Source organism: Streptomyces sp. NPDC003284 (assembly GCF_053589675.1).
The window spans coordinates 125,887-138,751 of record NZ_JBSFSI010000011.1; the positions used below are offsets into that span (position 1 = coordinate 125,887).

The 12,865-nt window shown below is 74.5% G+C and carries 11 protein-coding genes; 6 read left to right on the forward strand and 5 right to left on the reverse strand.

Annotation, left to right across the window (positions count from 1 at the left end):
* Positions 1 to 35 precede the first annotated feature (35 nt).
* The 6 genes from ACWDYF_RS23145 to ACWDYF_RS23170 all read left to right on the forward strand — a co-directional run bounded on the left by ACWDYF_RS23145 (position 36) and on the right by ACWDYF_RS23170 (position 6,742).
* Complete coding sequence (locus ACWDYF_RS23145; protein WP_389466441.1) at positions 36 to 1,442, forward strand: FtsW/RodA/SpoVE family cell cycle protein; 1,407 nt, start codon at positions 36 to 38, stop codon at positions 1,440 to 1,442.
* 466 nt (positions 1,443 to 1,908) lie between these two features.
* Complete coding sequence (locus tag ACWDYF_RS23150) at positions 1,909 to 3,384, forward strand: penicillin-binding transpeptidase domain-containing protein (RefSeq protein WP_381742570.1); 1,476 nt, start codon at positions 1,909 to 1,911, stop codon at positions 3,382 to 3,384.
* Between the two features lie 130 nt (positions 3,385 to 3,514).
* Positions 3,515 to 4,453: an AurF N-oxygenase family protein gene (locus tag ACWDYF_RS23155; protein ID WP_389466434.1), complete on the forward strand. Its 939-nt coding sequence runs from the start codon at positions 3,515 to 3,517 to the stop codon at positions 4,451 to 4,453.
* A gap of 86 nt (positions 4,454 to 4,539) precedes the next feature.
* Positions 4,540 to 5,196, forward strand: a complete 657-nt coding sequence (locus ACWDYF_RS23160; RefSeq protein ID WP_381742567.1) for a TetR/AcrR family transcriptional regulator — start codon at positions 4,540 to 4,542, stop codon at positions 5,194 to 5,196.
* 10 nt (positions 5,197 to 5,206) lie between these two features.
* Positions 5,207 to 5,515 (forward strand): hypothetical protein, encoded by a 309-nt coding sequence (locus tag ACWDYF_RS23165; protein WP_381742565.1) that lies wholly within the window; start codon positions 5,207 to 5,209, stop codon positions 5,513 to 5,515.
* A 102-nt stretch (positions 5,516 to 5,617) separates the two neighbouring features.
* The gene (locus ACWDYF_RS23170; protein WP_389466428.1) at positions 5,618 to 6,742 is read left to right on the forward strand and encodes a C40 family peptidase; all 1,125 of its coding nucleotides are present in this window, start codon (positions 5,618 to 5,620) and stop codon (positions 6,740 to 6,742) included.
* Positions 6,743 to 6,780: 38 nt separating this feature from the next.
* Here the strand turns inward: ACWDYF_RS23170 and ACWDYF_RS23175 are convergent, their stop codons facing one another.
* The 5 genes from ACWDYF_RS23175 to ACWDYF_RS23195 are packed head-to-tail and all read right to left on the reverse strand — an operon-like array spanning position 6,781 to position 12,714.
* Positions 6,781 to 8,046, reverse strand: coding sequence for a styrene monooxygenase/indole monooxygenase family protein (locus ACWDYF_RS23175; RefSeq protein ID WP_018571416.1), 1,266 nt, complete (start codon positions 8,044 to 8,046; stop codon positions 6,781 to 6,783).
* Positions 8,047 to 8,086: 40 nt separating this feature from the next.
* Positions 8,087 to 8,740: a GTP-binding protein gene (locus tag ACWDYF_RS23180; RefSeq protein ID WP_018571415.1), complete on the reverse strand. Its 654-nt coding sequence runs from the start codon at positions 8,738 to 8,740 to the stop codon at positions 8,087 to 8,089.
* Complete coding sequence (locus ACWDYF_RS23185; protein WP_051576106.1) at positions 8,721 to 9,167, reverse strand: DUF742 domain-containing protein; 447 nt, start codon at positions 9,165 to 9,167, stop codon at positions 8,721 to 8,723. The genes ACWDYF_RS23180 and ACWDYF_RS23185 overlap by 20 nt, the downstream gene beginning before the upstream one ends.
* Positions 9,164 to 9,667 (reverse strand): roadblock/LC7 domain-containing protein, encoded by a 504-nt coding sequence (locus tag ACWDYF_RS23190; protein WP_381742560.1) that lies wholly within the window; start codon positions 9,665 to 9,667, stop codon positions 9,164 to 9,166. The genes ACWDYF_RS23185 and ACWDYF_RS23190 overlap by 4 nt, the downstream gene beginning before the upstream one ends.
* On the reverse strand, positions 9,664 to 12,714 hold the full coding sequence (locus ACWDYF_RS23195; protein ID WP_389466424.1) for a sensor histidine kinase: 3,051 nt from the start codon (positions 12,712 to 12,714) through the stop codon (positions 9,664 to 9,666). Before ACWDYF_RS23195 ends, ACWDYF_RS23190 begins: the two co-directional genes overlap by 4 nt.
* Positions 12,715 to 12,865: the final 151 nt, after the last annotated feature.

A 12,865-nucleotide genomic window follows, 5' to 3' on the forward strand; every position in this document is an offset into this window, starting at 1 on the left:
ACGTCCGATATGCATCTTTTCGGTAGATTCCCGGCATGACCGAGGCCGGAATGACCGGGACCACCGGAACCACGGGAGCCGCCGGAGCCACGGGAGCCACCGCGGCGGCGGACCCCTCAGCGCCGGGCGCGCCGCGCCTGCCCCGGCGGCGCGGCGTCGAACTCGCCCTCATCGTCCTCGCCGTCCTGCTGTCCGTGTACGGCTACTGCGCCGTCGGCCTGGCCAAGCACGGCACGGTCCCGCCCGGCGCCGCCGGTTACGGCGCCGGGCTCGGCGTGCTCGCGCTGCTCGCGCACGGCGCGGTGCGGCTGCGGGCGCCGTACGCCGACCCGCTGCTGCTGCCCATCGGCGTACTGCTGAACGGGCTCGGCCTGGTGCTGATCTACCGGCTGGACCTGGAGACGCCGGGCGAGCGGGCGGCGCCGGTGCAACTGGTGTGGTCCACGCTGGGCGTGGCGCTGTTCACCCTGGTCGTGTTCGTGCTGCGCGACCACCGCTGGCTCCAGCGGTACGCGTACGTCTGCGTGGTGGCCGCGCTCGCGCTGCTCACGCTGCCCATCCTCTTCCCGGCGGTGAACGGCGCCCGCATCTGGATCCGTTTCGGCGGGTTCTCCTTCCAGCCGGGCGAGTTCGCCAAGGTGCTGCTCGCGGTGTTCTTCGCCGCGTACCTCGCCGCCAACCGCAGCGCGCTGGCCTACACCGGCCGCCGGGTGTGGCGGGTGCAACTGCCCACCGGGCGGGTGCTGGGGCCGGTGGTCGCGATCTGGCTGCTGAGCGTCGGGGTGCTGGTGCTGGAGCGGGACCTGGGGACCTCGCTGCTGTTCTTCGGACTGTTCGTGGTGATGCTGTACATCGCCACCGGCCGCACCGGCTGGATCGCGCTCGGGCTGCTGCTCGCCACGGCCGGGGCGTTCGCCGTCGGCTGGCTGGAGCCGCATGTGCACAGCCGGGTGGCGGAGTGGCTGCATCCGTTCGCGACGATCGAGGCGGGGCAGGGCCCCGGCCAGGTCGCCCAGTCGCTGTTCTCGTTCGCGGCGGGCGGGGTGCTCGGCACCGGTCTCGGGCTCGGCCACTCGATCCTGGTCGGCTTCGCGGTGAAGTCGGACTTCATCCTGGCCACCGCCGGGGAGGAACTGGGCCTGGCCGGGCTGTCCGCGGTCTTCCTGCTGTACGCCCTGCTCGTCGAGCGCGGCTACCGGGCCGGCCTCGCCCTGCGCGACCCGTTCGGGCGGCTGCTGGCGGTGGGGCTCGCCTCGATCGTGGCGCTCCAGGTGTTCGTGATCGCGGGCGGGGTGACCGGCCTGATCCCGCTGACCGGCATGGCGATGCCCTTCCTGGCCCAGGGCGGCTCCTCGGTGGTCACCAACTGGGCGATCGTGGCCCTCCTGATCCGCGTCAGCCATGTGGCCCGGCGCCAGTACGACGGGACGGTGGCCCCATGACCGGCACCCGCCCGACCCCGCCGCGAGCCGCCACGAGCCGCCCCCGCACAAGCCCGCGGGCCACCACGAACCACGCCCGGACAGACCGGCGGGCCACCCCCATGGACCACGCACCGGGCGACCGGGAACCCGCCGCCGTCAGCCGCACCCGGCCCGACCCGGGGACCACCGCCACGACCCACGCCCGCACAGACCCTGGGTCCGCCACCACGAACCGCACCCGGACCGGTCGGCAGGCCGCCTCCGTGGACCACACGCCAGACGACCCAGAAGCCACCACCGCGCACCACGCCCGGACAGCTCCACGGACCGCCACCGCGTCCCGCCCACGGACCGGCCCTGGGACCACCACCACACCCCGCCCCCGCCCCAGCCGGCGGCCCGCGTCCGCCCGTCCTGCGCGGGGCGGGCTCGGGGGCGGCGGACTCGCCGTGGTCCGCGACCGGTCCGGGCGGGGGGTCTCCCGGTGACCCGGCACATCCGGCACGCCGCCGTCTTCTGCCTGGTCCTGCTGGCGGCGCTGCTGGTGAACACGGCGTGGCTCCAGGTGCTCCAGGGGCGGTCCTACGGCGGCAACCCGGCCAACCGCCGCCCGGCGATCGCCCGTTACCAGCAGCCGCGCGGCGACATCCTGGTCGGGGGGCGGGCGGTGACCGGCTCCCGGGACACCGGTGAGCAGCTCCGCTACGAACGCACGTACGCCGACGGCCCGTTGTACGCCCCGGTCACCGGCTTCGCCTCGCAGCTGTACGGCACCACGTACCTGGAGCGCTCCGAGGACCGGGTGCTGGCGGGGACCGATCCGATGCTGGCGGGGTTCCGGCTGTGGAACGACTTCACGCGCGGGCAGCCCGCGGGCGGCGACGTGGTGACGACGCTGAACGCGGCGGCGCAGCGGGCGGCCTTCGACGGGCTGGGGGCGCGCAAGGGGGCGGTGGCGGCGGTGGAACCGGCCACGGGACGGATCCTGGCGCTGGTGTCGACCCCGTCGTACGACCCGGCGGAGCTGTCCGGGAACGGGCCCGCGGCCGAGGCCGCCTGGGCGCGGCTGAACGACGATCCGGAGCAGCCGATGCTCAACCGGGCGGTGCGGCAGACGTATCCGCCGGGCTCGACGTTCAAGGTGGTGACCGCGGCGGCGGCGCTGGACTCGGGGGTCGTGACGGACCTGGACGCGCCGACCGACTCGCCGGACCCCTACCGGCTGCCGGGCAGCACGACGCGGCTGGTCAACGAGGCCGACGACTGCGAGGACGCCTCGCTGCGCTTCGCCTTCGCCTGGTCGTGCAACACGGTGTTCGCCAAGCTCGGCGTGGACGTCGGCGCGCAGGCGATGCGGGAGGCGGCGCGGGGCTTCGGTTTCGACGACCCGGATCTGAAGGTGCCCTTCGCGGTGGCGCCGAGCACCTTCGACGCGCCCGCCGACCGGGCGCAGCTCGCGCTGTCGTCCATCGGGCAGTACAACACGCGGGCCACGCCGTTGCAGATGGCGATGGTGGCGGCGGCGGTCGCGAACGGCGGCCAGGTGCGGGTGCCGTATCTCGTGGAGCGGACCACGCGCAGCGGCGGGGCCACGGTGTCGGCGGCCGGGTCGCGGCCGGTGCGGCAGGTGATGCGGGCGACGACGGCGGAGCGGCTGCGGGAGCTGATGTGCGACGTGGTGAGCGACGGCACCGGCCGCAACGCGGCGATCCCGGGCGCCGTGGTGGGCGGCAAGACGGGCACCGCGCAGCACGGGGTGGGCAACGCGGGCACGCCGTACGCCTGGTTCGTCTCCTGGGCGCAGGGCGCGGAGGACCTGGATCCGCGGGTGGCGGTGGCCGTGGTGGTGGAGGACGCCTCGGCGCGGCGCGGTGACATCAGCGGCGGCGGTACGGCTGCGCCGATCGCGAAGGCGGTGATGGAGGCGGTGCTGCGGACACCGGCGGCGCCGCAGTCGTAGGCACCGGACCGACACGTCGTGCGCGAGGGATTGACGGGCTTGCTGACAGGCAGTCTCATAAGAGGCGAAGAACTGACTGCCGAGTAGCCGGACGGTCCGGCCGCATTCCCGTACGACGAGGTGGACAGCCATGACGACCGTGACGGAAGCCGAGGCGCTCGCCGGACTGCGCGACGCGCTCGGCCTGCTCAAGGACCGGGAGCAGGTGGCCGAGCGGCTGCTCGCCTCTTCCGCCAGGCACTCCTTCGACCCGGACAAGGAGCTGGACTGGGAGGCGCCCTTCGAGGAGGGCAAGTGGTTCTGGCCGCCGGAGCTGGTCTCGCTGTACGGCACCCCGCTGTGGAAGCGGATGAGCGAGGAGCAGCGGATCCTGCTCTCCCGGCACGAGGCCGCCGCGCTCGCCTCCCTCGGCATCTGGTTCGAGCTGATCCTGATGCAGCTGCTCGTGCGGCACGTCTACGACAAGGCGGCCACCAGCGCGCACGTGCGCTACGCCCTGACCGAGATCGAGGACGAGTGCCGGCACTCGAAGATGTTCGCCCGCATGATCACCCGCGGCGGCACCCCCTGGTACCCGGTGAGCCCGGTCCACCAGCACCTCGGCCGGCTCTTCAAGACCATCTCCACCACCCCCGGCTCCTTCACCGCCACCCTGCTCGGCGAGGAGGTGCTCGACTGGATGCAGCGCCTGACCTTCCCGGACGAGCGGATACAGCCGCTGGTGCGCGGGGTCACCCGTATCCACGTCGTCGAGGAGGCCCGGCACGTGCGCTACGCCCGTGAGGAGCTGCGCCGCCAGATGGTGACCGCGCCGAAGTGGTCCAGGGAGTTCACCCGGGTCACCTCCGGCGAGTTCGCCCGGGTCTTCTCGCTCGCCTTCGTCAACCCCGAGGTCTATCCGAACGTGGGCCTGGACAAGCGCGAGGCCATGGCCCAGGTGAAGGCCAGCGGGCACCGGCGCGAGATCATGCGGACGGGCGCCGGGCGGCTGACCGACTTCCTCGACGACATCGGGGTGCTGCGGGGCGTCGGGCGGCAGCTGTGGCGGTCCTCGGGCCTGCTGGCGTGACCGGCCGCGGCGACGCGCCGCGGCGGGCGCGTCGGCGGCCCGATCGGGACGTACGGGACAGGCCGCCACCGATTACGCTGCTGGTCATGAGCCCCGCCGCCCCGACCCCCGCCTACCGCCGCCTCAGCGTCGAGGAACGGCGCGCCCAACTGCTCGAAGCGGCCCTGTCCCTCTTCGCGCACCGGGCGCCCGAGGAGGTCTCGCTGGACGACGTGGCGGAGGCCGCCGGGGTGTCGCGGCCGCTGGTGTACCGGTACTTCCCCGGCGGCAAGCAGCAGCTGTACGAGGCCGCGCTGCGCTCCGCCGCCGAGGAGCTGCGGCACTGCTTCGACGAACCGCGCACCGGCCCGCTGCTGCCCCGCCTGGCCCGCGCCCTGGACCGCTACCTGGCCTTCGTCGACCAGCACGACACCGGGTTCAGCGCGCTGCTCCAGGGCGGCAGCGTGGTGGAGACCTCCCGGACCACCGCCATCGTGGACGGGGTGCGCCGGGCCGCCGCCGAGCACATCCTCAGCCACCTCCGGGTCGACGCCCCCGGACCGCGGCTGCGCATGACCGTACGAATGTGGATCACCGCCGTGGAGGCCGCCTCGCTCATCTGGCTCGACGAGGACAAGCAGCCGCCCGTCGGGGAGCTGCGGGACTGGCTGGTCGAGCAGTTCGCGGCCGCGCTGACGGTGACCGCGGCCCGCGACCCCCAGACCGCCGAGCTGGTCCGGCGCCTGTCCGCGGCGGATGACTGACACTGGTGCCGTGAAGAGCGAAGACACCCCCTTCGAGGGCGGGCCCATGGACGGCCGGGTGCTGCCCGTGCTGGTGGGGCCCACCGGGAACCCCCCGAAGACGTACCGCATCCCGGTCCCGGACCCGGCCGGCGGCCCGCCCACCGTGCTCGTCTACCGGCGGGAGCCGCGCGGGCACAGCAGACGGCTCGGGCTGCCGCGGGGCTGGAAGTACACCTTCGACCCGGAGGGCCGGCGCGGCACCGGACCGAGGTGGCCGTGGTCCCGCCCGGCACCCCGGAAGGCGGACGAGGGCAAGCCGGGTGACACCGGCGGGTGACACGGTTGCGCCGGACGGCGCACGACCGGCACACAAATCGGCTCATACGTCCAATCCTCACGGTGTGGAGCGGAGGGACCGCCCCGCACCGGAGGTGATGTCGTGTCAGGCAGGACCCTGCGCCTGGTGTGCACGGCGGCGGTGGCGGCACAGGCCGCCCTCGTCCCGGCGACCGCCACGGCCGAGCCATGGCCCGCGGCGCCCGGACAGCCGTCCATGGCCGCGCTGCTGACGGACCTTCAGTCCCTGTACCGGCAGTCCGAGCAGGCCACCGCGGTCTACGGCGCCACCGCCGAGCGGCTGGAGCGGCAGCGCACCGAGACCGACCGGCTGGCCGCCGCCCTCGGCCGGGCCCGGCAGGATCTGGCCGCCGGACGGGCGGCGGCGGGCCGGCTCGCCCGCCAGGAGTACCAGGGCACCAGCGACTTCTCCCCCTATCTGCGGCTGCTGCTCGCCCGCGACCCGCAGCACGCCCTGGAGCAGGGCCATGTCATCGGGCAACTGGCCCGGCAGCGCGCCGGGGCGGTGGCCCGGCTGACGTCCGGCGAGCGGACGGCGGACCGGCTGGCACACGCCGCCCGCACCGCCTACGACGCCCGGCTCACCCTGGCCCGGCGGCAGCAGCGGGACCGCGACGCCGTACGGGAGAAGCTGCACGCCATCGAGAAGCTGCTCGCCTCGCTCAGCCCGGCGCAGCTCACCGCGCTCGCCGCCGTCGAGAAGAACGGCACCGACCAGGCGCGCACCGCGCTGCTCGCCTCCGGCGCGCTGGGCGCCGCCAGGCCGCCCACGCCCGAGGGCGAGGCGGCCGTGCGCTACGCGGTGCGCCAGCTCGGCAAGCCCTACCGCTGGGGCGCCACGGGACCGGCGGCCTACGACTGCTCGGGCCTGACCTCGCGGGCCTGGGGCCAGGCCGGTACGCCCATTCCGCGCACCAGCCAGGAGCAGTGGGCCCGGCTGCCGCACGTGCCGCTGGCCCAGCTGCGGCCGGGCGACCTGGTGGTCTACTTCCCCCGGGCCACCCATGTCGCCCTCTATCTCGGCGACGGCATGGTGGTGCAGGCGCCCCGGCCCGGGACGCAGGTGAAGGTCTCCCCGCTCACCGCCAACCCGGTGCTCGGCGCGGTGCGCCCCGACCCGGGCGGCAGTCCGCTGCCCCGGTACGCGCCGCCCGCGCTCCCGCCGGGCGCCGCGGCCGGGGCGGACACGGCACCGCCGAAGCTGTGACGCCGGGCGAAGCGGTGGCGCCGGGCGAAGCGGTGACGTCAGGCGGCGGGTGCGGCGCCCGCGACCTCGGCCACGTACGCCTCGGCCCTGTCCGGCTCGTAGAAGAAGTGCTCGAAGTCGGCCGGGTCGTTGAAGGCGTTGGCGATGCGGTCGGCGATGGGCGGGAGCTGACCGGCGGCGCCGAAGAGGTTCAGGACGTGCTCCGGCGGCGGGGCGAGCATGGCGTTCGTCCACTTGGTGACGTGCCGGGCGGTGTCCCAGTAGCGGTCGAACGTCTGCTGCATCCACTCCTCGTCGAACGGCTTGTCGCCGTGTTCGAGGATCGAGGCGAGATAGGCGGCGGCGCACTTGGACGCCGAGTTCGAACCCTGGCCGGTGATCGGGTCGTTGGCGACGACGACGTCCGCGACGCCCAGCACCAGGCCGCCGCCGGGCAGCCGCCCGACCGGCTTGCGCACGGTGGGCGCGTAGCGGCCGGCCAGGGTGCCGCCCGCGTCGGTCAGCTCCACCTCCGTGGCACGCGCGTACTCCCACGGCGTGAACGTCCGCATCAGGTCCAGCGTCAGGGCCAGATGCCGGGCCGGGTCCTTGACGCCCTTGAAGACGTCGAGGGGCCCGCCGGGTATGCCCTCCCAGAACAGGATGTCGGCGCGGCCCGAGAGGGTGAGGGTCGGCATGACGAACAGCTCGCCGACCCCGGGCACCACGTTGCAGCGGACCGCGTCGAGGTCAGGGTGCTCCGGGCGCGGGCCGAGCCCGTGCACGTACGCCACCGCCAGCGCGCGCTGCGGCTCGCTGTAGGGCGAGCGCTCCGCGTCCCGCTCGAACATCGACACCAGCTCGCCCTTGCCCGCCGAGACGAGGACGAGGTCGTAGGCGCGGGAGAAGTAGTCGAGGTCGCCGACGGCGGCGCCGTGGATGACGAGCTGGCCGCCGCGCTGCGCGAAGGTCTCCATCCAGCCGGCCATCTTGACCCGCTGGTCGACCGACTGCGCGTATCCGTCGAGCCGGCCCAGCCAGTCGATCGCCCGCTGGGTGGGACCGGGGTCGTGGGAGCCGGGCGCGGCGACCGAGAGGCCGAGGCCCTCGATCCTGGGGGCCTGGGACTCCCAGAAGTTCACCTGGACGTCCCGCTCGTGCTGGAGCGCGGTGTGGAACATGCACTGGGTCGACATGACCCGGCCGGAGCGGATCTCGTCCGCGGTCCGGTTGGACATGAGGGTGACCTCGTACCCGTGCGACTGGAGGCCGAGGGCGAGCTGGAGACCGGACTGGCCGGCCCCCACGACGAGTATCTTTCTCATGCGGGTGCTACCTCCTGCGACTTCTGGACGGCCCGAAGGATCATTCGGGGGTTTCCTCGAGGGTGTGCGCCACGAGAGCCAGCAGGGTCTCGACGGCCGAGGTCCGGCGCCGCGCGTCCATGATCAGGACGGGTATGTGCGCCGGGACCGTGAGCGCCTCGCGGACGTCCTCCGGCTCGAACAGCTCGCTGCCGTCGAAGTGGTTGACGGCCACGACGTACGGCAGCCCGCAGCTCTCGAAGTAGTCGAGCGCCGGGAAGCAGTCCTTCAGCCGGCGGGTGTCGGCCATGACCACCGCGCCGATCGCGCCGCGCACCAGGTCGTCCCACATGAACCAGAACCGCTGCTGGCCCGGGGTGCCGAACAGATAGAGCACCAGGTCGTCGTCGAGCGTGATCCGGCCGAAGTCCATGGCGACGGTCGTCGTCACCTTGCCGGGCGTCGCGCTGAGATCGTCGGTCTCCGCGCTCGCCTCGGTCATCAGCGCCTCGGTCTGCAACGGCGTGATCTCCGAGACGGCGGTGACCAGCGTGGTCTTGCCCACGCCGAAGCCGCCGGCCACCACGATCTTGGTGGCGATCGGTGCCCGGGTGCGGTCCCGCTGCCAGGGCAGCAGCGTCTCGTCGGGCTCGTCGAACGCGGCGGGACCGGCCGCGAACGGGGCGACGGCGGAATCAGAGACGGCGGAGTCCATTCAGCACCCTTTCCAGCAGAGCGCGGTCCGGGCGGCCGGTGCCGTGACCGGTCCCGGTGCCGTACACACGGATCTTTCCCTGGTCCGCCAGGTCGCTCAGGAGCACGCGGACCACACCGAGCGGCATCTTCAGCAGCGCGGCGATCTCGGCCACCGTACGCATCCGGCGGCACAGTTCGACGATGGCCCGCATCTCCGGCATCACCCGCGACAGCGGGGCGCTCGGCAGCTCCTTGCGCTCGTCGGCGGCGTCCAGCGCGGCGGTGCTGGCGACGAACGTCTCCACCAGCAGGACGTGCCCGAAGCGGGTGCGTCCACCGGTGAGCGAGTAGGGGCGGACCCGGGCGGGCTTCCTGCGCTCGCCGCCGCGGACGGGCAGCTGCCGCCGGGGGACGCCGCCGGCCGGACCGCTCACCGCCGCGCTCATCGGGTGTTCTCCGCCGACTCGGCCTCCAGTGACTTGCGCAGCTCGCTGCGGAGTTCGGGCGTCAGGACGTGTCCGGCGCGGCCGACGAAGAGCGCCATGTGGTACGCCACCACGCTCATGTCGCACTCCGCGGAGCCGTGCACCCCGAGCAGCGAGCCGTCGCTGATCGACATCACGAACAGGCTGCCCTCGTCCATGGCGACCATCGTGTGCCGGACCGCTCCGGAGTCCATCAGCCGGGCCGCGCCGATGGTGAGGCTGCCGATGCCGGACACGATGGTGGCGAGGTCGGCGGCCGAGCCGCGCGGCCCGGCGGGCGTGTCCGCGCGGGCCCGGCGGGCCTCCCCGGCGTGCTCGGGGTCGGAGGAGAGGAGCAGCAGGCCGTCGGAGGAGACCACGGCGACCGATTGGATGCCGGGCACCTCCTCGACCAGGTTGGTCAGCAGCCAGTGCAGGTTGCGGGCCTCGCTGCTCAGTCCGAAGGTGGTGGGCGCTGTCAACTGCTTGCCTCCTCGACTGTGCCCCCCGTGGACTCCCCGGCTTGCGCGCGGGTGGCCGGTGCCGGCCGGTGGTGCTGGGCCGTCTGTTCCGCGATCTCCGCCTCCACGTCGCGGTAGCCCGCCTGGGCTCCGCGGCGGAAGCCGCCCAGGCGGCGGCGGAGAGCCTCGGCGTCCACCGAACCGGCGGACCGGCGCGGGGCATGGGCGGGTGTGGTGATCCTCGGGGTCCGCTTGGGCAGCCCCTTGTCGGTCAGGGACTCCCCGTCCTCCCCCGCCCGGCTGTGCTCCGCCGCCCCCTCGGGCGAGACGGCCGGCCCCGGCACGGGGGCCGCCGGGGAGGCGGGCGGCGCTCCGGCCGGAGCGGAGGTCTCGGGGGGTGCGGCGGGTGCGCCGGGCGCGGGGTGTGCGCCGGGGTGCGCGTGGGTGCCGGGCTCACGGCTCGCGTCGGCGTGCGCGCGGGTGCCGGGCTCGTGGTCCGCTCCGGGACGGGGCTCGGCGTCCGCTCCGGTCACGGGGCCGGTGCCCGGCGCCGAGGCCGTCTCCGATGCGGGCGCGGGCACCGCGGGGCCGTCCGCCGTGGAGGTGTCCGGTGCGGGCGTGTCCGGTGCGGGCGGCAGGAAGAGTTCCATCGTCGTCTCGGACGGGGACTCCTCCGGGAACGTCCTCGCGGGCGCCTGCGCGCGAGCCTCGCCGGGCTGCGGGGAGGTCCGTTCCCGGGCCTCTCCGGCGGGCTCGGACGTCTTCCCGTGGGCCTCCTCGGACTGTGCGGCCGCCTTCTCGCGGGCCGCCTCCGACTGCCGTACCGCCTTCTCGGCGAGGGCGACGAGGGGGTCGGTGCCGTCGGGGACGCGGGCGGGCAGGACGTGGGAACCCGCCTCGGCCTCGGCGCCGGGCAGGGAGACAGTGCCCGCGGCCGGGGCGGCGGCGCCGGGGGCGGGCGCCAGCAGCGGCTGGGGCACGACGACCACCGCCGCCGTACCGCCCTGCTTCTGCGCGCGCAGCTGCACCCGCACCCCGTGCCGGTGCCCGAGCCGGGCCACCACGTACAGGCCGAGGCCGAGACCCTCCTCGGCGTCCTGGGTGTACGGGGCGTCCGGGTCGAAGTCGGCGAGGCGGGCGTTGAGCCGGGTCAGCCGCTCGCCGTCGACACCGATGCCCTCGTCCTGGACGGAGAGCATGATCTCGCCGTTCTCCAGGAGCCACCCGGAGACCTCGACGGGCCGCTCGGGCGGGGAGAACGAGGTGGCGTTCTCCATGAGTTCGGCCAGCAGGTGGGAGAGGTCGTCGGCGGCGAAGCCGGCCACGTGCGCGTGCGGCGGCAGCGCGGCGATGCGCACCCGCTCGTAGCGCTCGATCTCGCTGACCGCGGCGCGCACCACGTCGACCAGCGGGACCGGCCCGGCGTGCTGCTGGACGTGCTCGGTTCCGGCCAGCACGAGGAGGTTCTCGCTGTGCCGGCGCATGACCGTGGCGAAGTGGTCGAGCTTGAAGAGGGTGGCGAGGCGGTCGGGGTCCTGCTCGCGCTCCTCCAGGCCCTCGATGACGGTGAGCTGCCGCTCGACCAGGCCCAGGGTGCGCAGCGCCAGGCTGACGAAGGTGGAGCCGATACCGGCGCGCGTGCGCTCCAGGCGGGCGGCCGCCTCGGCGAGTTCGGCGCGCAGTTCCTCGCGGGCGTCGGCCATCTTCTGCCGCTGCCCGACCAGGTGCTTGCGGTCGGCCTCCAGGGTGGCGACCCGTTCGGCGAGGGCGGCGGCGTGGGTGTGCAGGGCGTTGACGGAGCGGATGACCTCGGCGTACTCGTCGTTGCGGCCGGTGAAGCGGATCGGCTCCTCGGCCGCCGGGTCCTCGGCCCCGGCCAGGCGGGCGGAGCCCCGGCGCAGCACGGCGAGCGGGCGGGTGAGGGTGCGGGCCAGGGCGGTGGCGATGCCGATGGCGACCAGGAGCAGGGCGCCCAGCAGGGCAACGCGCAGCTCCAGCGCGGTGACGTCGTCGTCGCGCAGCCGCTCCAGGTCCTTGGTGCGGTGGTCGTACAGGGAGGACTCGGCGCCGCGCATCAGGTCGAGCCGGGCGGTGAGGGCCGCGTCGACCTTGGCGGCGCCGACGGTGAGGTCGGCGTCGGAGAGCGTGGACGCGTCGGTGAGCCTGGCCAGATAGCCAGCCGCGGAGTTCACCTCGGGGCCGGTGACGGTGGAGTCGTAGGAGGCGCGGGCGGCCTCGGGCGCGGTCTCGCGGAACGCGGCGAGGGCGGCGTCGGAGCGGATCCGGGCCTGCTGGGCGGCGGCGCTGAGGGCGTCGCGCTCCTTGGTGGCGGCCTTGGAGGAGTCCGTGGTCTCGGTGGGCGCGCCGGTGACCGGGTCGTAGACGGTCCGTGTGCTGTACGGCACGGCGAGGGCGGCGGACAGCAGTCCGCGGGCGGCGGCGGCCTGCTGGACGGCGGTGTCCAGCTCGGCGAGGGCGTACGCCCCCGAACCGGCCCGCGCGGGCATCTGCTCGGCCAGTTGTCCGGCGAGCCGGTGCAGATCGGCGATGACGGCGGAGTACGCCTGGTGGGTCTGGAGCGCGGTGCTCTTCCCGGTGAGCGCCGAGCGGCGGACGGCGGCGATGCCGTCGAGGTCGGTGCGCAGCCAGCCCGGTGTGCCGGTGGCGGCGCGCAGGTCGTCGGCCCGGCGGTCGACGCGGGCGCCGCGCTGGGCGGAGGGCGCCTTGGAGCGGGGGCGTCCGGCGGCGGCGTAGGCGGTGACCTCGTCGCGTTCGTCGGCGAGGGCGTGGGCGAGCGCCAGGGCGTCCTGGGTCTGTCCGGCGAGGGTGACCAGGTCCTGGGAGTCGCCGACCCGGCCGGAGGCGTCGAGCACGGAGGGGGCGCCCGCACCGGCGACGGCGGCGGCGACCACGGCGACGGCGAGGACGAGGCGGTTGCGTACGTGCTGGGGGCGGCCCTTGCCCACGGGGGTCGCGGAGGGCGTGCCGGGTGTGTGCTCGGGTCCCTTCGCGGTGGCCGTCTGCTTGCCTGTGCGCCGAGGCCGCTTCTTCTGCACCGGTGCTCGCATTCCTGTACTCGTGTACTCGTGGGCCCGGGTGGCGGCTCGTCAGCTGGTGCGACGCATACGTCCACCCTCCCCCGGGCTCGCGCCGTCGTCGGCTTGGCGCGCGCAGGGGGCCTGCATCGGATTCCGACCCTCCCAGTGCCGGTGGGCAGTG